Consider the following 21,044-nt stretch of genomic DNA (forward strand, 5'->3'; position numbering starts at 1 on the left):
TGCAGGGTGGTGTGGGGGCTGGAGGTTAGATACCTCCGGCTACCCGATTAGACCTATTTTACTAAGTATTTCTAATTCCATTTCAATTTTAGCTGTCGCTTTTTTTGTACGAGAACAACTACTTGTACTAAAATAACCATTTTTATCAGTACCATGTAGATAAAGGAGGTAATTTTCACCTTCTTCAAAGCTATACCCGCACATACAGCAGGCTATTACAATCTCTGTAAAAAACCTTTTTCCATGCTCCCCTTTCCATGACTTCAATGCAACAAACTGAGTCCGTTGTTTATTATAATAAGTTTCTTTATGATGCCCTTTCTCTTCACTCCATACATCAGAAACAAACGGTTCCAAATTTTCAACGTGCTCAGCCGTTGCTAGGACGACAGCGGATGCATTTTGATAAGATTCGATTACCGCTTCCTCAAGCGTGCCATCATGAAATGCGCAAGAACAGGCCACCGCTTTAGTAGTGGCGAGCATCAATAAAAGTAAAACGAGTACGTTCTTCATAAACTTTCCGTGATTCTGATTATAGGTCTAACGCCCTAATAATGGGCAAAAAATTGTTGGCTAAAATGTTGAGGAACGAAAACAGCCAACTGTTTTTTGTCCTTATTTATTAGCTTGTTATGTTTCATTTGGTAATGATAGGTTGCTTATTAACCTTTGTAAGATTAGCAACTTTTGCAACACCGTAGCCACCAAACATTAATGGTTGTGCGCAAACTTCCGCACTCAAGGTGTAACCCTGTTCTTTCATATCTCGCGGGTTAACTTCCCATAGTTTTTTCTTGTCTATATTCTCTATAAAGAAGCGTTTATTTTCAATAGCTAAGGTTACAACGCTTTTACCTAAAACCCCTGTTTCAAATATTTCTCTAGGAGAGAGTTGTATATCAACAAAATCAAATACAACTTCACTTTTAAAGCATTCAACTTTATCAAAGCTTGGCAATCGATAAATAATAACGCTTATAACAAGGTATAAAACGACAACGGAAATAATAGAAAGAACTAAATACTTGAGAAATTTCACCAATCGTCCTTGAAACATAACGCCTCATTAAGAGGAAATTTATAGTTGGCTAAAATGTTGAACGCAGTGAAAACAGCCAACTGTAAATTTTCCTGCTTTAATGACTTGTTGAACGAAGCCGCTCTGCGGCAGAAAAGATAAAAGCCCATCTTTCTCACCATCATAAATACTTACTAGACCCTGCCTACCTTGGCATTACCTAGGAGTATCACCATGGAAACTCATGAACAACAACGCTTTGATTTTCTTTATCAACAACATCTTACCAATTTAACCCTGCAAGGCAAGCGACCTGCTACCATCGATGCGTACAGTCGCGCCGTTAGGCGCATTAGTGCTTATTTTGACTGTTGCCCTGATAACCTTTCAACCGATGATTTGAAGCGTTATTTTGCTGATTTAATTGCCTCTCACTCCTGGAGTACCGTAAAACTCGACCGTAATGGATTACAGTTTTTCTACCGGTATGTCCTTAATCAATCTTGGGAGTGGCTCAACATTGTTAAGCCGCCGCAGGTCAAACGCCTACCGGATATTCTAACCCCTGCCGAAGTCTCAATCGTCATTAGCCTCACCCATAAGCTGCGATATCAAGTGTGCTTTTTAACCTTATACAGTATGGGGCTGCGCCTCGGTGAAGCAATTTCATTGCAGGTTGGCGATATCGATTCAGCGTTGATGCAGGTGCATATTCGTGACGCCAAAGGCGGCAAGGATAGGCTAGTACCTTTACCGCAACGCACATTGTTAGCGCTGCGGTATTACTGGCAAACCCATCGCCATCCTCGGCATGTATTTCCCGGTAAAGACGGTAAACCAGACTCGCTGATGGACCGCGGTGGTATTCAAAAGGCCATGAAAAAGGTGATTTCTGAGTGCAACATTCACAAATCTATCAGTCCACATAATTTACGTCACAGCTATGCGACTCATTTGCTAGAGCAAGGATTAGATTTACGCTCAGTACAACACCTGCTCGGTCACAACAGCCTAAACACCACAGCAAGGTATACACGTCTCACTCAAATTACCCGTAAGAACACGGCCTTGTCGGTTAACCAGCTCACTAATAATTTGGTGTTGAAGTGGGAGTGTGACATATGAAGTTTATCGATATTTTACGTGACCATCTTGATGTGTTTAATCAAGCTTATGACGGCCAAATAACAACATCAATGCGTCAAGCGATTAATGCCATGCTGAGTTGCCGCACTCATACCCAACGCGCCAGCCTCTGGACTTGTCAGGGGTGTACTCATACAGCTGATTTTCCGCTGTCATGTGGTCATCGCAGTTGTCCCCAGTGTCAGTACAACACCACGGCAGATTGGTTAGCGAAGCAGCAGACCAAACTGTTACCTGTCGATTACTTTATGGTGACATTTACGTTGCCATATGAACTGCATGTGGCGGCTAAATATCAACCGGAATCACTCTATCCAGCCATGTTTTCAGTGGCTGCCAGTGTGCTCAAAGACTTTGCGCTTAATTCACCAAAGCTTAGCGGTGATATTGGTTTTACCGGCGTATTGCATACTCACAGCCGGCGGCGTGATTTACATCCGCATATTCACTTTATTATTCCAGCGGGCAGTTTCAACAAAACCCAACAACACTGGAAAAAGAATAAGGGCAAATACCTGTTCAACGCTTTCAATTTAGCTAAAGTGTGGCGCGCACGTTTACTGGAACAGTTGGTAAAACTGAATCTCAAACTGCCAACCTCACTGCCGAAAAAATGGGTGGTTGACTGCCAGCATGTGGGCAAAGGGTTGCCTGCACTGCAATATCTATCACGCTATCTTTATCGTGGTGTACTGCCTGACAAAAACATCAAAAGGCTCGTCGATGACAATGTGAGTTTCGAGTATGAAGACAGCCAAACAAAGTCAACAAAAGTCCGCACTTTACCCACCATAGAATTTCTCTGGTTAATACTGCAACACGTATTACCGAAGGGATTAAGACGAGTGCGCGACTATGGATTACTCAGAGGCAATGCCAAAAAACTCAGGCTACAAATACAACTGATGCTGGCGGTTGCTGGGGCTGTATTTCCAATCATTCCAGAGATAAAGCGCAGATTAGCGACGCGCCGTTGCCCCTGTTGTCAGCAACCAATGCGCTTTATGGGCATAGTGAAACGACCGACAAACTTAATACCCTGACCCTAATGTTGAAAATGATAATAAGGATAATGGCTTAACTGAATACCGTGGAGGGTTAATTTAAGATACTGAAATATAGCGAGTTAACTAATTAGCAAAGAGGCTAAGGGAACTTGCTGCCTACTGAAAAGTAGCGAGCTAACAATCACATCAAACAGCGCGTTTTCTCGAACTGTTAATTACATAATAAAGAGTCACATCTCACGTGTTCGGGCTTGTTCAACACTTGGGATAAGGACGCGGCTTCGCGCGGCCTATCCTTATTAGTTATATACCGTTTACTCGTTAAGTATGTTTTCTTTTACTTTATCCGGTAATTTATCCCATAAAACATCGTAATAATACTTTCGGATTAACGGGTAATTTTCCTGCCCGAATTTTTCGACTTTATCAGAATCAGAGTAGTTCATTGGTTGATGAAATAGCTCGTTAGCTTTTTCCATAAATCCATAAAGCTCAAGCAACTCAGCTTCTGTTAATTGGACACCTGAACTCATAAGTTACCTTAGGTATATAACAGCTTATTGAAGGGCAAATGAAAATTAAAGTCGCCCTTTAACTTATTGATTAATAACATCCTACATTTGCTATCTTATTGAAGTAAAGCAATTAATTGTGCCTAACAGACAAAAACAAACCGAGCTTGCGCGTAAAGTAGAATTTTGGCTCAGTACACTAAAAATTAAAGTCAATAAAATCAGATGATTACGGTTTTTCTATTTTTAATACGATACAACTAAAGAACGATTTTGAATCGTTTTTTAGTTGTAAATCGATGAAATCCCATTATAACTGTACATAAAAACAGTGCGTACCATATAAAGGTGTCCCAGCTGATTTTATCTTTCACTCTTTTGACTTTTTCACATGCGCAGCATGTGGCTGTTGGGGTTAAGGGGTTCACCCCTTGCCCGTAGCTCCTATCCGATCTTTTTGGAACAAAAAGTGGGATAGGAGCGTACCGGGTTACGTTGTAGTCCCACTTAATAAGTGGGCTGCTTTGGCTTCGCACTCACTGAGTGCGAAGCGGTTTAAATTGCATTCTTTAAGTGAACAGTTACGTGAAATGAGCGTGAAATTAATGCGAAAAAAGGTGAAATTTCGATTTCTCAGCAAGATGTATTATCGATTTACGCCCGTAGGATTTGATAAGTGCGGCTGAGAAATGATGCCGCTGATAGGCTCCATCATTTCTCAGGCTGATTATTGGTTCTGTGAGAGCAAATTTTGGCGTATAAAGTCACTCAGGATTTACTGACTGTTGTCATGATTAACGCTCTACGGTTGATCTTTTCAGCAAAAATCCTCTCATATAATCCCACTTCTTATACTGGTAGAAATAAATTCAATGTGTAACTTACTTTATCCACCACTGGTTTGAGTGTTTTCACATCATATTGCTTGCCGTATCGTCCATAGGTGATGTTGTGATAAACGTGTCCAACAAGCTGTGCCACCATCGACTCTTCGATTTGCAGTTGTTTCAGTTCATCAATAAAGGTGTGACGGAATGAGTATGCTGTAGGTCGTTTACCTGCGATAAAGTGAAGTTGCTCGAGTAATTTACCAAACTCACGGCAGAATCTGTGCGACCAAACACCATCGCTACTGGGTTGATAATGAAATAACGGGCTGTTTGTTAAATGACTATTTTTTAACTGACAGCTTTTTGATGTTCGGTCAGTAATGGTTTGAACGAAATCAATAAAACCAAGCTCAATGAGTTTTTGATGTAGCGGAACAGTTCGTTTTGACTTAGCAGTCTTGAGTTGTTGGCTCATGCCCTCATTAGTCACGTGAATGACGCTTATGCCATCTATTACGGCTATATCATTGCTGTGTAGCTGACAAGCCTCTGAAGGCCTTAGGCCGTGATAGAGCATCAATAGTGTTATCCATTTAAAGTCGGCTTGTTTATCAATAAAGTCTTGTGATTGCAGTACGTGTTTTAGTTGCTCTGGTTGCCAGCGCTGACGCGCTAAATCATGCCCAGCGTGGTTACTTGGCTTTGACAGTTTCACTTCATCAAACGGGTTGGCGCTGGTGTAGCGCATCAGTTTGCACCACTTAAAGAACTGCGACACCGCTGCTAAGTAGTCTTTATTACTTTTATGGCTTCGACCTTCTTCGAGTAAGCAATCCTTGTATTCCATCGCCTCAGCGCTGGTTATGTCGAATACATCATCTAGGTGAGTTCTTTCAATAAAGTGGCCTATACGTTGATTAAGCTGCTTTACCGTTAACACTGAGACAGACTGCTTTTGTTTAGACGCAATAAACTTAATTAGTGCATCCGTTAATGTGACGTTAGCGACTGAATTTGTTTGTTTTTTACTATCCGATTTTTTTGAGAATGCCAAGTTTGTTAGTGAGGGACAATTGTCATATGTCGCACTATTATGGGCTAATTGCGTTGGCCGAGTGGGAATAAACTGAATGATTTCCCGCACTGGCTTGGCATTTTCATCAAGCGTATCTGTTGCCCCAACAAAGCCTGCACGGGCATCATTAATCAATTGATTAACGTGTTCCTTAAACGCATCGGGCTGTGATTGTGGGGTTAAGTTGCTGATTAATGGTCGTAAGATACCCGCAACGACAAGGTTACGGCCTATCGCGATTGAGCGCTGTTTAGTGAGCAAGGATACTTTGATGTCGGCAGCGAAGCCTTTATCACGAAGATAAGCAGGCAATACCATGCGGGTGTAATAGGTACAATTTGTGGCTCTGAATAGGTACATATGTCTCAGTCATCCGTTTTGGGTCTGAGAATATGATTTTTCAAATGCTAGAAAGCAAAAAAGCCATTGATTATCAATGGCTTTTTCACTTTAGAATGTGGCGGAGGGATAGGGATTTGAACCCAGACTCTCGAATTAAATAGTTAAAATAGTCGTTTAAATTCATTTGGTTGCAGAGTTTTACATCTTCAAGTTCTGCAATTGCTAACTAAGATTGACTTTATTCCTGAAGTTGAAAAAAGTCAATAATTATGAACCTTTAAAAGTGCTAACTTGATACATCTAAATTTTTAATCAAAATGCCATATAAATGAAACAGCTATGATTACAAAAATCGAGCAACCCATTTTTTGAACAAGTAACGAAATAATTATTGGTGTCATAATTATTATGTCTTCTTTGTTGGCCATTCTGGCTATAGGCTCACTGAGTGAACGCATAAACCAACTAATATCGATTAAGCGTTTATGATACTCGGTAATGCATTCATTAACCGTTTGACGCTCAAATTGATTGAGGTCTTCCCCTTTTAAAAACTTATGGGTTAATAGTGTACCCTTAAAGCCTTTGTGCCATTGAATGAGCACTTCTTTATCTGACCACTGTTTTACTTTGTCAGCATCAACCTTTAACACCACATGTAAGTGATTACTCATCACGGCATAAGCACAGATATCAATAGCAAAAATGGTCGCTAACTCAAGAATGCGTGAATCAACCCACTCGCGCCGATGCTCAAAGTTCTCACCAGTAGATTTATCGATTCCACATAAGAATGCCTTGCGTACTACTCGGGAACAGCAGTGGTAGTAAGGCGTATCTTCTAGACTAACGATAGTTTGTCTTGGTCTGGCCATCTTCTATTACCATTTGAAAAGGGTAATAAAGCCTAGTTCAGTGTTGAATATTTAGCCAGTTAGAATGGGTGGCCATGTTATTGTTAAAACCTTCGGGTAACTACAACGAGAGGTTTGAAATCAAGTGAGAATAACTCTCAAATGTTACTACACCTTTTTATTTAGTTCCTAGTTTCAATAGTTTTATTTTGACCTTCGAATTCGAAAGTTATCGGTGATACTTTTTCAGAATCAATACTCAGGCCACCTAAATTTAGCTCAAATTTTTTCAACGGATTTATTTGAGGAGTATCATATTCAATTTTCAGACAGGCGTAGTCATTTCCCATCAGCTTTATAGCATCAACTTTATGACTAACCACTTTATTGCAAGTGCCATCCAAAATAAGAATATTTACGTAGTCTATTTTATTTATTTGAACTGACTTTCCTTCATAAAGTAAGTTAACAAAAGCTGAATTCCAAAACGAATTACCTCCAACTTTCGATCTAACCGCCACATAAAAAGACTGATTTTTGTTTTCTGTATTTGTTGAAAAGCTCTCCTGATCTATAGTTAGTAAAACTTTACTAGTTCTATTAATAACTAAATCATTATCAGGTTTAATAAATATATCAAAATTATCAGTTCGTAAAGGCCAAGTTTCAATAGCTACACTATTAACTTTGGGAATACTCCTGATGATATCTGAACTAACTGAGCAACCAATAATTGAAATAGAGAATACAATCAAACCTGCCAACACTATTCGTTTAATAGCCATCTCTTATGCCTCGATAGTAATATTTATAACTATTCACACCTAATCCAACATAATTCAGTCCATTAATTGGAACTATTGTCATTTGGTTTGTTAGAAATTGACCAGCAGTACCTAAATAACTTACATCGGATGACCAGAATCCATGCCTGGTAACTTGCCAATTGAGCCTGTTAACCAACCATTTTCATTAATCATACCAGGTGCTTTAGAAGTTACATTACCTATACCTACATGATTATAGCCATTTCCTCCTAAGCCAGAGGTCGCATCACAAATATCAAGACATGGGTTCCATACCTCATCACCTAAATAGTCATCAGCATTAACTTTTACTAAATGTCCCTTATCTCCATTTTTATATGTAGGTTTTTGAGTTGTAAACTTTTCAACACCGATACTAACTGCTTGAGCTATAGCTGCTAACTTAGCACCTCTGCTGCAAGAACCGCCAGACGCTTTACCAGCTCCACACCCACCAAGCGCTGACACAGCGATCCTTTGTGCAGCATCTCCCCAGCCACCAACACTGCCAAGAAAAGAAAACGATGCCACCCATTTTTTGAACAAATAACATAACTCGTTTTCATGGCTTTGGCGAGGGTTACGAACGATGTGATCAACTCATCAATCTTTATCGATACAGCTAAAATATTATCGTTAAATGAGTGGTTTATTCATCATTTGCAGAATTCAACACAGCAGAGGACCTTGATATCAATCAAGTATAAGGTGAATTGTAATTTGATTGGGGATGATGACTTAAGCGCACAGCCAGCGCTGACAATTTGCAGCGCCTTGTCGTCGTTTTCGCTCTAAATGCTCACAATATTCAGTTAATGCGGGTAATGCTCCGACAGCACCTTTAAATAATGTACCAAATTCAGTGGTGATTTTAAGCCAATTCTCTGCTGGGATGTTGAGTCTATTCAGTATGTCCTGACTGCTTGAACTAATGGCACCACGCTTATCTTCTCGAATTATCCGACCGGTATCTTCAACCAGTACAATGTAGTCTTTCACGCTGAACATGAGCCCGTTAGGCATATTGAGTCTTTCATTACCCACAAACGGTAATAGCTCTGGTGGTTGCTCGCCTTTTATTGCTGAATTTATTCGGCGCTGAATACTGGTGTAATCCGAGGTTTCAGGGGTTGCAGCCATTTTGGCTCTGACAGGGTTTAAATCGACATAAGCCATACAGGCTAAAACTGCGGCTTCATCAAGTAGTGCTTGAGATTTAAACCTGCCTTCCCAGAATCTTCCGGTACATTTATCTTCTTTGTTGGCCATTCTAGCTATAGGCTCACTGAGTGAGCGCATAAACCAACTGATATCAATTAAGCGTTTACGGTATTCAGTAATGCATTCATTAACCGTTTGAAGCTCAAACTGGTTAAGGTCTTCTTCTTTTAGGTATTTGTGCGTAAGCAACGTGCCCTTAAAGCCTTTGTGCCATTGAATGAGCACTTCTTTATCTGACCACTGTTTTACTTTGTCAGCATCAACCTTTAACACCACATGTAAGTGATTACTCATCACGGCATAAGCACAGATATCAATAGCAAAAATGGTCGCTAACTCAAGAATGCGTGAATCAACCCACTCGCGCCGATGCTCAAAGTTTTCACCAGTAGATTTATCGATTCCACAAAGAAATGCCTTACGCACCACACGCGAACAGCAGTGGTAGTAAGGTGTATCTTCTAGACTAACGATAGTTTGTCTTGGTCTGGCCATCTTCTATTACCATTTGAAAAGGGTAATAAAGCCTAGTTCAGTGTTGAATATTTAGCCAGTTAGAATGGGTGGCCATGTTATTCGGGTGTAGCCAGTTAGAATGGGTGGCCATGTTATTCGGGTGGCCATGTTATTCGTAGAAGAGTCAGGCCAAAAGCCTTAGGTGAGCAGAGTATTGTCTTGACTCACAGGGAGCGTCCATATATGGCACTTATTCCCTTTTTATTTTTTACAATAAGCTTTTGATAATTTCATCTCCTAAATTTCTTCCTGTTTTAGCGTAGTAGATGAATAGAACTCCAAAAGCAAGGGAGCTAATAATTTCAATTATCAAAGTCATATAGGTAGTAAAAAACAAAATACTTAAAAGAGGCCCTAATATAATAAAAAGCCCTCCGATTAATGCTGCTAAAATTCTCATAAAATTACCCTCCACTATTTATACAATCTACAGTACAGTATCCACGCGCTCCCCAAACAAAACCTTTTGCACCAGCGCCTGCTACGGCAGAAATCCCCGTTACATATTGAAATTGTTTTATAGTTTTTAATTGCCTAGTACCTGCTTCAAACTGTTTTTTCCCCCCATAGGTATTTCTATTTGCGATTGCAGGGGACTTTTTTTGAATATATTTTGCGTATTGATTAGCAGCCAGTCCAGCCAACCCCTGCTCAGCTACAATTTGCGCATCATAATATAAGTCGCCATAGTATTTATCAATACAAGTTGCTCGACACATTTTTGCAGCCTCACCTGTGAAATTATTTTCCATCCAATCCCAATTTGAAGCCAATAAGCCCTCTCCACTAGCCAACATAGCTTGATCTGCGGCTAACTCAGCTTGGAAGTATGCTTCTTCTCTAGCATCCCATGCTGCACTACCTTCTTTAGGTGGGCTTGTCCAATCCTGCCTCAAAGCAGCAGAAAAAGCAGCACTCATTGCACCATTAGCAAATTTACCTCCTGTAACTTTTGAAATTGTTCCACCAATAATCCCAGATATAACAACATTCGCATAAGGGTTATCAGTAATACTATCTCCGCCTACGGCACTATTTAATCCGGCAGCCCAAAAGCCATGTCCAAAATTCCCACCGGATGCATAAGATATACTTCCACCGACAGCACCATCTAACACAAAGTTACCTATAGAACTTCCCGTATCGGCAGCAGGCAGTGATGCTGACACATAAGATATAAAGGCTGCTTTCAACGAACCTGTCGAACTATTACCCATTGCCCTATTAAACTCATATGTCCAAGCAGCTGCCCCCAAAGGACCACCAACATAAGTTGCAACAGCAGTTCCAACCATATTAACCAATTGTGCACCAAATATCTTTGTTGCACCCTTAATTAATGATCTGCCAATTTTTTTAAATGGATTAAAACTGAAATAACCACTCGGATCTGTCATCGACATAGGGTTGTTCAGCACGTAACTATAACGGTTATACGATTGGCTATTCAACGGCGCCTGAACGAAGGGATCAGCTTGTAAGAACCTACCTAAGGTTGGATCGTAGATCCGACCGTTCATATGAATAATATCTAAGTCTTTTATATGTTTATGGCCTGTATATCCTCTGTCCGTTGGCTCGCTGTAGGTATAATTTGATAATAAACTTGCCAAATAGACAGCGGTACGTTTACCCCAAGGGTCGTAAATCGCTTGCGATACCACTGCGCCACTGGCATTGGTTGTAGCGATGACTGAGCCTTGATGGTCTTTGTGTAGATAAAAAGTATCACTTGAACCATTGCTTCGTTGGGTATAGACAATATCGCCAACATAAAACTTATGCTCGGTTAATGTACCTGCGCCACCCGTACGATATACCTTTTCATAATTGCCTAAATAGGTTGTCTGATAAGTAACATTTTTACCATTTTCGACATACGTATCAGATTTATAAATAAGCTCACGTTCAGGCCCATATTTCATGGTAGAACTGCTGCCAGCCTTGGTGATTAATGTTGGCTTGTCGTAACTGCCATAATTAAAGGTACGAGTACCATCTGTTTTACTATTGCCGTTGGCATCATAGAAAAACTTATACAATTGCGCTCCAGAGGCTGATTTGACCTCATTAATCTGGTGCGGTTTAGTTGCATAGTAGGTGTAATTGCCCACACCCGTTTTAAATTTAATATTACCCCAGTCATCATAATTGAAATCTTGATACGTTTTAAAATTTGTTGGCAAGATACCACTACCAGTCGCAATACTAATTGTCCTGTCTTCTAAACGGTTTGTCAGGTAGTCATAGCCATACGTTTCTGTAAAGTCGGTAATGCTTCCAGGGGTTGAACCAAATTTAGTCCAGCGACTGGTTACGTTGCCTATATCATCATGCACGACATCAGTGTAAGCAAGCTGAGTACTACCCTTTTTAACGTCAATACTTGATAACCAGCCAGTGTCATCTTCAAACATCGCAGTGGTAGTCACATTGTTACCGTAAGTGACTTCGTCGACTTGATTTCGCGCGGTCATCGAGTCAACATGTTTTAATAACGCGCTCGTTATATTATTACGTACTTCAGATAGATAACCAGACGTTGTGTAGTAATTCTTAACTGAAAACGCCGCAGTACCTGCAGGGTAAGTGGTAACACTTGGGCGGCTGTAGCTATCGTAAGTTTGGCTTTGCGTGAACGTATTCCCCTCTATTAAGGTTGTTGTCGTTTTAACTAAGCCATCTGGATAATAAGTAAAACTATTTTTATAGGTTGGATTGCCACTAGCACACGTTGCAACTGCTGCATCAAATTTTTCGACTGAAAGCAGTCTGCCTTTATCGGTCGCTGTACCATAATTCCAACAAAGCGTGCCTTCTGATGGCTCATAGCTTTTTATTTTGCGTCCAAGTAAATCATATGAAAAAGTGAAGGTATGGCCTCTAGCGGTCTCCTGGGTCATTAACTCACCAAAAGCATTATAGGTGTATTTCCATAGACCTTTTGACGGGTCATTGGTGGAGAGTTTCCTGCCCCAGTCATCATAAGTCACGGTGACAATGTAATTACTGCCTTCTCCGGTTGTGTCTGTAGTCACAACATTGCCTTGAGCATCATAAGTAAAAGACACTGTATTACCGATTGCATCTTCAGTATAAGCCGTTTCACCAAAACCATTTTGATATACGCTTGTCGTTATACCGACTTCATTAGTGGTTCGACTTTCAAAGCCAAATAACTCATTTGTGACTGTTGTGCCATTGGGCTTTGTAACGGTATTAGGTCGATTTAATTCATCGTATTCAAAAAGTGTAAAGTCAGTTGAGTTTGGCTCATACACCATTTTTTCTCGGCCTTGCTCATCGTACTCTTTGATGACTTTGTTCCAGCCACCGCTAAAGCTTGTGGTTTGAGCGATAACCTCGCGCCCCCATTTATCAAAATACACTTCCTGGGTGGGATTTCCGGTTACCGTTGTTCTAACGTAATAATAGGCATTACTAGAACAGCTACTGCAAAAAGCTTGAGTAACGGTCGTTGTTTTTGCGTCAGGATGGTCAATGGTTTTTAGTCGGCCTAAATCATCAAAATATTCTATTTTTGCGACATTATTGGCATCGGTAGTTTTTATTGAAGTGATGACACCTGTTACAGAGTCTGCATCAACATTGTTATACTTAAAACTGGTTCTAAACCCCATCGCATCATCTGTGTAACTCAGGTAACGCCCTTTAGCACCATAATTGCTACTCGTACTGCGAGTAATATTTGTGCCTGTTGCTGTGCTATAACCCGTTACTGCTTCAGAGGTTTTATTTCCCCAGGCATCATACCCATAAGTGGTTGTGAGTTTAGTGGCTGCTTGATTAGGTGATAATGTGCTCGATTTCAACATCAAATTTGAATAGTAATCAAATGTGGTTTCTCGGACATGTGTTTTAGGGTCGCCTGTTCGTGTTTTTGTGACAACAGAAGAAGCTAAACGGCCATATCGTTCCCAGTCACCTGAACCATAGGTATTAACATTGTTGGTAGTGAGTACGTCATTAGAGTATTCATCAGAAATTTCAATGTTACTTTCAAGTAAGTTACCCCAGTCATCATATTGATTGGTCGTGAGCGTTACGCTTGACAGTGTGCTACTCAGATTACTGTCTAGTATGTAACTTTCTTCTTCTGAAGATGCAATATAAGGTGAAATACCACCATTAGCGGTTTGGATGACGTCTAGCGTGTTACTCGCCCTTGAAAGCATCTGAGTATCAAGCATTTGAATGGTTTCAATAGGCATGCCTGCATGGGCAAACGTTAATTCACCATGCTCTTGACTGTATTTGGTTTCGGTCACAACATTGGTTTGGTTATCGATGGTTTTTAACATCTGAAAGCCTAATGAACCACGGCCCTTTTTATGGATAAGAAAACCACCGTATTGATAGTTGACCGATACTTTGCCATCAACACCAATATTGCTTTGTGTTTCTACTTTACTGACGAGTTGCATACCTGAGTGAGGTGAGAACGTATCTGTTGTTGTGTCTGCATCTGAGAAATTGGTCACATACACGGATGAGTCTGTCATCGGTTTGTAGGTCACCGTTGTCGCAACACCAAAGCCATTGGTAATGGTATTGATGGCGAACTCTTTAATCCCTTTACGGTTATAGTATTTTTTCCAACTGCTGCCTGTTGAAGTCAGTAGGTTTAATTTACCATCGCCATCCGTATCACCAAAACGAACCGTAGCATTGGCGTCAAAATCCATAAAGCCACGGCTCTCAAATGAAATCCATTCACCCGAATTTGTGGGGCGAGAGAAGAAAATAGCCCAATTAGACGTGGAAGTTGCATGTAACACGTCCGCGCGGCCGTCATTGTTTAAATCAACAAATTGGTCAAGGTATTTTTTAGTACTCGATGTAGCTAACCCCGCGTCTCTAGACGCTAAGAATTCAATACCGTTAGAGAGTCGATACCACCATTTATCGCCACTGACAAATAACAAATCACTCAAGCCGTCACCATTTAAATCGGCTATACGGAAGGTGTCTTCATAGTTACCAAGGGTCTGCTGTAAGGTTAAGACCGGATTTGCCATGGTGCCTGATGCAACAAAAAGCATATGTTTTGTTGAAGTACTGCTGGTCCAAGTGCCAGCCCAATCTCTTTGACATTCATCTCTAGTGCGAATAGAAGCATTTAATACACCACGAACATAACAACCGGATGTTGTCGACGTCACTTTCATCACAAGGTCTGAGCGGCCATCACCATTAACATCAACGGCGCTGGCAGATTTCATATCAGCAGTTTGAGATTGCACTCCCATATTTAACTCAGCCGATGCAATGGTATCCGTAAAGGTATAGAGGGTTTTATTCGCAGTAAAAGTACCATTGCCATTGTTTACATGAGCCTTAATCGTATTGCCCGTTCGAAAAACAATGTCTTCATTGCCATCACCATTGACATCCATAACTTGCGCACCGTTCTCAAGCCCGGTGGCGACGACATTAAGGTTGGTTAACGTGTATTCAGAGGTTATAATTTTAGTAACACATTGCTCCCACTTAGCACATGCCTCAACACTTTCGCTAGCTTGAAATGATAATGCATGCCAATTTGCTGTTGCAGAGTTGGCAACAAGTAAATCCCTTACACCATCACCGTTATAATCAATATTAAGTGCATATTCCTTTTTTGATGTACCAATCGATGTCATCGTTTTGGTGGAAGTAAAGTAAGGGCCGAGCTTCACAGCCCACGAACTACCACTGACGTAAACAATATCTTGATACCCATCACCATTGACGTCAAAAACTTGAGAAGTACTAACGTTGGCAGATCCACTCGCAACAGAGGTGGGATTCTCAAATGGCTTAAAATCAGTTGATGTGGGTACATCATGACAAAAGTCAGGCCCAGCAGGCTCTGACTTACACAGATATTGCATGCTACTGCTAGATAGATTGGGGCGTTGCCAACCAAACGTTGTTTTGGGTAAGCAATTACCAAAGTCAGTATCATTATCGGGACATTCTTGAACGGATGTTAATAAGGTGCGCTCTTCTATAAAATTACTGTTCTCATAGTTCAAAAAGTAAGAGCGGTAGTTGCTACCGTCAACCGATGAGTCAATACGCTTTAGTATTTTGTTATGCTTTGCAATAGCCCCCGCTTGATAACCTAAAAAACCCTTACCGTAGTCTTCGTAAACAAATTTAACTTTATTGAAAGCAGTACTGTCGCCCAATTTTGCTGAGTACTGAATGCTATCAATGTAAAATGTCCCATTCGTTTTACTGTTGTTGTAATTAAACAGAATATAGTTATCTTTAATATCTTTGATGACTTTAACAGCCCATGTTTTTGCCATTCCAGTCTTATTGCTTGGCTCAACAAATGCGTCCGCTTGATTTGTACTGACAAGACCCGTTAAACCGGGATTACCATAATAATAAGTTTCACCGGCTTTCGTTTTGACTTCAAAATAACTAGGCCCATTAGCTTGGCTACCGCCCATAGCGGTAACAATTGAGAAGTCATCAATTTCTTTAATGTAAGTTGAATAAGGTGCACCGTAGGTACCCGCAAGCAATATCAATCGTTGACCATCAAGACAAAACCTATCACTACTGGTAAAATTTACACCTGTAATCGCATTGTCATTAATTGGCGTTTGTGGGCAGCGAGAAACGGCTGAAATACCGCCAACACTCCAACCAATACCTACAGGGCCATCTTGAAGGTTATTACTTGAATAGTTTAACGACACTTGCGGCGTTACGCCTGCTCGACCTTCAGGTATGTTAATGGGTACTGAGTATGTGGCGGCACCACTCTCATCAACCCTAAACTCACCTGAAGACAACCCTACAACTTCGGCCTTCGAAGATGCACTTACTCCAAGAATAATGAGCATTATTGGAAGCAATAATTTATGGCGAGACATGAGGCATCCTTACTTTCACGTAATAATAAAGGTTGATAATTGGAATTTAAAAGGGGGTAAGGGCTACATCGATACGTTCAATGCACTCTTGTAGCTCAAAGACAAATACAGCACTGCCTGGACCGTGTTCAACATCTTTCCTTGTTAGCTCATAAGACCGACCTGAGTTAACAGCGGAAACAATTAACTGACCAACGTTCGATTCGACTAAATCATACTCAACAGAAATGGCAACTTCACCGGAATAAGGGCAGCCGTCATAACTGGTGTTGTTTAATACATCGAAAGATACAGATTGATTAGCTGCAATAGCAGGTAATCCTACAAAATAAAAAAACACCAAACCTATGTTCAATCTTCTTAATGTAGGGCAAAACATCCTTTTGTGCATATATTGAAATCCATTTGCAAGCTAAAGTTGCTGATTCTAGAATTCGAAGAAAATATGCTCAACTTTACATTCTGTCAACATAATAAAATCAACGTTTCAAAATTATTTTTTAACCACTAATCGAAGATGAATTCGAAGCGTTATCAATGTTCGAGTTCTAGGTGAGTCACCATTAAATTTGTCGTTTTGCTATTGGTTATAATTAAATTTAATCGCCACATGCTCATGCTTTCTCTAAGTAGTGTTGTCTTGATACCTAGGTAAAACTGAGGGATCATCAAATTGATTATTATTCACTTCACTAGGCCTAATTGTTACTCATAACCGATTAGGGTTATTGAAGTATTTCAGCTAATTCAATGCTGCCGTCTTTAGTTGGCTTTTGGGGTTCAAAGGGGATTCCCCTTGCCCGAGTTTATCTCCCATCTTTTTGGAACAAAAAGTGGGAGATAAACGTACCGGGTTACGTACTGGTCCCACATAATTGTGGGCTGCTTTTTGCTTCGCAGTCACTGACTGCGAAGCTGTATTTTTTCGCACTCAACGAGTGCGAAGTTAAGGTCTGTTTAGGCTAAGTCTAAACATTATCACGTTGTAAAAAACAAATGGCCATGCGGGTTTTATACTCTCACCATATACGGTAATTTCATTTCAATACTAATGGGCTTCAAACATACATGTTGTTCAAACCTCAATTTATCAAATCGATATTTTGACTATTTCGCCTCATCCGTTTGCTCTATAAAACGACCACTGACATCTTTAATGCCGCCACTGGCAGCGTAAGTGCCATCTGTGGCAGCAGTGCTGCCAATTAGGGCTCGATAGCGCTATTGCCACAAACTACACTCCATAACTCGATACAAGCATAACCTCATGCCTAGCCGTTAATTTAAGTCTTACACTCTCAGCGATTAATAAAAAATCGGTCATCACTTTATAAAAGTAATGACCAATCCTCTGCTTAATTTGCGAGCAACTTATATTGTATTGACTCTAATCTGATAGAATACCGTTAACGCATCATTAAACGAATATTGAACGCGTGCTTTATCACATATCCAATGAGTCGTTAATCTGACTGTCTTTGCGTGTTAACGCGTTTTCAAGCTCCGTATCGCCCGTATTATTCGCAATTTTTATTAGTATTTTTCGGAGCTCAGCTGGCAAATCTGCACTAAACGCTTTAATGACATATTGCATGAACTCTGCAGCCCCCGATCTTCCTTTAAGTATCAATCGATTATTCATATGCTCTAACATTTTGTGCACTGGTAACAATGCCTGGGTTGTCATCACGCTAAGTCTGTCTAAAATTGATTGTTTTTCAGCTATAGCGTTATCTAATTCTGTGTGTTTTTGCTGTTTAAGCCAAATCGATGCATCTAATTTCTTTTCTTTCTCTACCTTTACGTTCAAACGCTCATCAACTTCTTGTTCAAGCAGCATTTTTTTACTGAGTCTACGCTGCTTTTGTTGAACAACTATCTCAATATCAGATAGTCTTTCTTCTTGCTGAATACATTGTTGTTCAAGTGCGTCATGTTTTATTGTCAAAGCGTCATAACTTTCACTCACGTTAATAATTTTGCTCTCTACATCGTCAAGCACTTGTTTTCGCTCAGAAATTTTATCATCAAAACTTTTAAGCTGAATTTCTAAACTGTTTACATTTTCAAGCAGTCGAGCATGATAGTTGAATGCTCTATCACGCTTAGCCAATTTCGCTTCTCTGCGCATTTGCTTTCGTTTTTCAGATTTACGAACCGATTCCGGATGAAATGCAGCATTGATGTTCTTCGGATGAAAGAGATGTTCGTTGACGAACTCATAGAACATCTCTTGCATATGCTTTGCCACATCGCCTGCCTGCTCATAATTCAAACGTCCAATTTCAGAAAATAAAGTCGCTGACATACCATCACGTTTGAATAGAAACTCATTCACTTTTTTAATTTGTGCGATACGTAAATCGTATTGATGCGTTAAAGCATTTTTCCCCGAAATAAAAGCATGCACATGACCGCCAGTTACTTCACCGGGTAGTCGTTCATCATGATGTAACACCATGAGTTTAATTGGATAATCAGGATAATAACGCTGTAAGAAACTTTTCATTGCGTGCATCATTTCTTCATTGCTCACAATGTCTGTACCTATCTGATTATTTATCGGGATTTTGAATAATAATTCTTCAAAATTGACAGAGTTAAGTGAATTAGGCTTATCTAACAATGTATTGTGGGCTTTGATATAATTCACCAATTGCTCAACTCGCTGAGCTTTACGCTTCATATCAAGCAAATTCAATCGATATGCAGCATGATGCACATTTATTAAGCTATCACTCGAGAAAATTTCATCGACTAACTCAATACCTTTCTTGCAAAAATGACCTGCCTTTATCCACTCTTTAAGTTTGTTTTTTGAGCGTGCTTTGTCTTGCCCCAATTTACGCGCATCAGCACTCTTCATTGTTTCGGGTTGCAAAATTTCGAACATCATTTGCTCTCTTTGCTCTTGTGAAAAGTTATCTAGAGGGACAATTCCATCAGGGGTATCAATCAAATTAGTGTGCGATAGCGAGCTATCCCATTCAATTTCGATCTCATTCTTTGAGCGCATCAGCTTCTGTGACTTAGTCAAATACTTTTGTTTAAGCGCCATTTCTTCTGTGAGACGTAATGAATGAAACAAGGTAGCTTTGCCAGCTCTGCGCCCCTTGTCATTAAATGCATAGTTAACAAATGCAAAGAAGAGAGTCGTTAATCTCATATCAACATCTCCCCAACATTCTGACTTAAAAGCATTTTTAGATGCTGTGTGATTAAATGAGGGTGACTAATGAGCAGTTGTGATAATTGTTGCTCTGAAAGCTGAATATCAGCTCCTGTTGGAGTATTTGAAGGTGCAGGTAATTCTGATGCGCAGGTATTTACTGTTGCTTGCTCAAATGCCTGTATTGGCGTAAATATCCCTTGAAACTGCTGCTCAACTTTATTAACAAAGTCTGGTGCATCTGCACACATCCACCTCGCGTAGTGAATATCAATCATGGCAGTGCTTTCGTGTCCCATTTGCCTTGCCAGCCATTCTTTTGAGATGCCTGATGTCAGGGCTTGACTTGCAAACGTATGTCGCAGCTGTCCGGCTCCGCGGTGCTTCACTTTTGCAGATGCTAAAAATGGTGTAAAAAACGTTTTGTTAAATTGTTTTGCGCTAATGAAAGGTTGATTCGTCTGAGTGTTGTAGAAAACGAGTGATAAATTTTCTATTTTTTTCGTTTTATTGTCGCGTTGAAGCACTGATATTTTTCTAGCTTTTCGATGTCCAGTTATCAGTTTTTGTTGTGTTAATATACTAATAGCAGAAGCACATAACTCAACTGTACGTTGAGAACCTGGGGTTTTTGGAGTTTTATATTGCTTATCAACTAACGCGATTTTGACTTTGAGTTTTGCATTAATAAAGTCAATATCTTCCCAGCTTATTGCCAACAACTCACTTATCCGAAGCCCAGTTAGGGCGCATAACTGAAAAGCATTTTTCCCTGACAAACAAAGCACTTCTGTTTGTGCTAACGCTGTTAATTCAGCTCGAGAGAAAGGATTAGGCTCTGCGTGACAAACCGATAGATTTTGAACACCATCCATTGGATTTCTAACGATTACTCCATCTCGAGACGCATTGTTAAATATTGCACGCAAAATGATATAAAACTCATTTATCGACTTGTTTGCATAGCTTTTATGCAATTTTTGACGCAGCTGAATGATGTCACTATGAGTGACAGAATCAATATAGCGCTGTCCAATCAATTTAATGATTTTTGATGCTTTACAACGCTCAGAACGTAAAGTCGATGGTGCGACTTCGTGTACTCTTGAAGATAAATATTGCTTCACATAATGTGAGACTGTTAAATCTTTCATTGCTTAACCTTGGCGAGTCTTTGCCCGCTTTTCTTAAGCGAAGATTAACATATCCTTGAACATATACAATACTAAAAAATATAAAAACTTTATATATTTCAATTGCTTATATACATCCAACATTTTAAAAAGTCAATATTACAACGTCATGAACAAAATAAAACATTACATAATCACAGTGTTAAATGTCATAGCGAACACGTTTAACATGACTGAAATCATCGACAAAATTTATATTATGAGTAAATTATTTTTTGAATATGTAGAAAAAAAGGCTGAGGAGGAGGAAGCATCAACGGTTCGTCATGACACAGTAATGTTGCCGACATTATTGAGCTATCATCGCATGCAGTAACTTAGTCAACTTTACAGTCATCACTTTCAATACAAACAAAGTATCGCTAAATGACATTGTGTGTTGATGGGCAAAAATTATATTTGGCAGCTTTACCCACCTTAGCCGTTTATCTTGTGCTTAAGTGGCTTTTGCAAGTTTGA

The 21,044-nt window shown here is 39.9% G+C and carries 15 protein-coding genes and 1 pseudogene; 3 read left to right on the forward strand and 13 right to left on the reverse strand.

Annotation, left to right across the window (positions count from 1 at the left end):
• Positions 1–39 precede the first annotated feature (39 nt).
• Positions 40–516 (reverse strand): hypothetical protein, encoded by a 477-nt coding sequence (locus tag K8B83_RS16405; RefSeq protein WP_223418287.1) that lies wholly within the window; start codon positions 514–516, stop codon positions 40–42.
• A 124-nt stretch (positions 517–640) separates the two neighbouring features.
• Positions 641–1,060, reverse strand: coding sequence for a hypothetical protein (locus K8B83_RS16410; protein WP_223418289.1), 420 nt, complete (start codon positions 1,058–1,060; stop codon positions 641–643).
• 195 nt (positions 1,061–1,255) lie between these two features.
• Here K8B83_RS16410 and K8B83_RS16415 point away from each other — a divergent pair, with 195 nt between their 5' ends.
• Positions 1,256–2,146 (forward strand): tyrosine-type recombinase/integrase, encoded by an 891-nt coding sequence (locus K8B83_RS16415; RefSeq protein WP_188738534.1) that lies wholly within the window; start codon positions 1,256–1,258, stop codon positions 2,144–2,146.
• A complete protein-coding gene (locus tag K8B83_RS16420) occupies positions 2,143–3,210 on the forward strand; it encodes an IS91 family transposase (protein WP_188738536.1) in 1,068 nt (355 codons plus the stop codon). The genes K8B83_RS16415 and K8B83_RS16420 overlap by 4 nt, the downstream gene beginning before the upstream one ends.
• A gap of 278 nt (positions 3,211–3,488) precedes the next feature.
• Here the strand turns inward: K8B83_RS16420 and K8B83_RS16425 are convergent, their stop codons facing one another.
• The 11 genes and pseudogenes from K8B83_RS16425 to K8B83_RS16475 form a co-directional block, all read right to left on the reverse strand.
• Positions 3,489–3,707 carry a hypothetical protein gene (locus K8B83_RS16425; protein ID WP_223418291.1) on the reverse strand — a complete coding sequence of 73 codons (219 nt, stop codon included), beginning with the start codon at positions 3,705–3,707 and terminating at the stop codon, positions 3,489–3,491.
• 828 nt (positions 3,708–4,535) lie between these two features.
• A complete protein-coding gene (locus K8B83_RS16430) occupies positions 4,536–5,951 on the reverse strand; it encodes a site-specific integrase (RefSeq protein ID WP_223418304.1) in 1,416 nt (471 codons plus the stop codon).
• 392 nt (positions 5,952–6,343) lie between these two features.
• Positions 6,344–6,808 (reverse strand): annotated as a pseudogene (locus tag K8B83_RS16435) (transposase); the annotation flags it as partial.
• 161 nt (positions 6,809–6,969) lie between these two features.
• Positions 6,970–7,572, reverse strand: a complete 603-nt coding sequence (locus K8B83_RS16440) for a hypothetical protein (protein WP_188741233.1) — start codon at positions 7,570–7,572, stop codon at positions 6,970–6,972.
• A gap of 120 nt (positions 7,573–7,692) precedes the next feature.
• The gene (locus K8B83_RS16445; RefSeq protein WP_188741234.1) at positions 7,693–8,139 is read right to left on the reverse strand and encodes a hypothetical protein; all 447 of its coding nucleotides are present in this window, start codon (positions 8,137–8,139) and stop codon (positions 7,693–7,695) included.
• Positions 8,140–8,331: 192 nt separating this feature from the next.
• The gene (locus tag K8B83_RS16450) at positions 8,332–9,309 is read right to left on the reverse strand and encodes a transposase (RefSeq protein ID WP_188741235.1); all 978 of its coding nucleotides are present in this window, start codon (positions 9,307–9,309) and stop codon (positions 8,332–8,334) included.
• Positions 9,310–9,538: 229 nt separating this feature from the next.
• Positions 9,539–9,730: a hypothetical protein gene (locus K8B83_RS16455; RefSeq protein WP_188741236.1), complete on the reverse strand. Its 192-nt coding sequence runs from the start codon at positions 9,728–9,730 to the stop codon at positions 9,539–9,541.
• Positions 9,731–9,734: 4 nt separating this feature from the next.
• A complete protein-coding gene (locus K8B83_RS16460) occupies positions 9,735–16,223 on the reverse strand; it encodes an FG-GAP-like repeat-containing protein (protein WP_223418311.1) in 6,489 nt (2,162 codons plus the stop codon).
• Between the two features lie 46 nt (positions 16,224–16,269).
• The gene (locus K8B83_RS16465; protein WP_188741251.1) at positions 16,270–16,614 is read right to left on the reverse strand and encodes a hypothetical protein; all 345 of its coding nucleotides are present in this window, start codon (positions 16,612–16,614) and stop codon (positions 16,270–16,272) included.
• 1,053 nt (positions 16,615–17,667) lie between these two features.
• On the reverse strand, positions 17,668–19,389 hold the full coding sequence (locus K8B83_RS16470; RefSeq protein ID WP_223418313.1) for a hypothetical protein: 1,722 nt from the start codon (positions 19,387–19,389) through the stop codon (positions 17,668–17,670).
• Positions 19,386–20,546 (reverse strand): tyrosine-type recombinase/integrase, encoded by a 1,161-nt coding sequence (locus K8B83_RS16475; RefSeq protein ID WP_188739074.1) that lies wholly within the window; start codon positions 20,544–20,546, stop codon positions 19,386–19,388. Before K8B83_RS16475 ends, K8B83_RS16470 begins: the two co-directional genes overlap by 4 nt.
• A 208-nt stretch (positions 20,547–20,754) precedes the next feature.
• Here K8B83_RS16475 and K8B83_RS16480 point away from each other — a divergent pair, with 208 nt between their 5' ends.
• On the forward strand, positions 20,755–20,901 hold the full coding sequence (locus K8B83_RS16480) for a hypothetical protein (RefSeq protein WP_188739075.1): 147 nt from the start codon (positions 20,755–20,757) through the stop codon (positions 20,899–20,901).
• Positions 20,902–21,044 lie beyond the last annotated feature (143 nt).

The organism is Shewanella inventionis (assembly GCF_019931735.1).
Taxonomy (GTDB): Bacteria; Pseudomonadota; Gammaproteobacteria; order Enterobacterales; family Shewanellaceae; genus Shewanella; species Shewanella inventionis.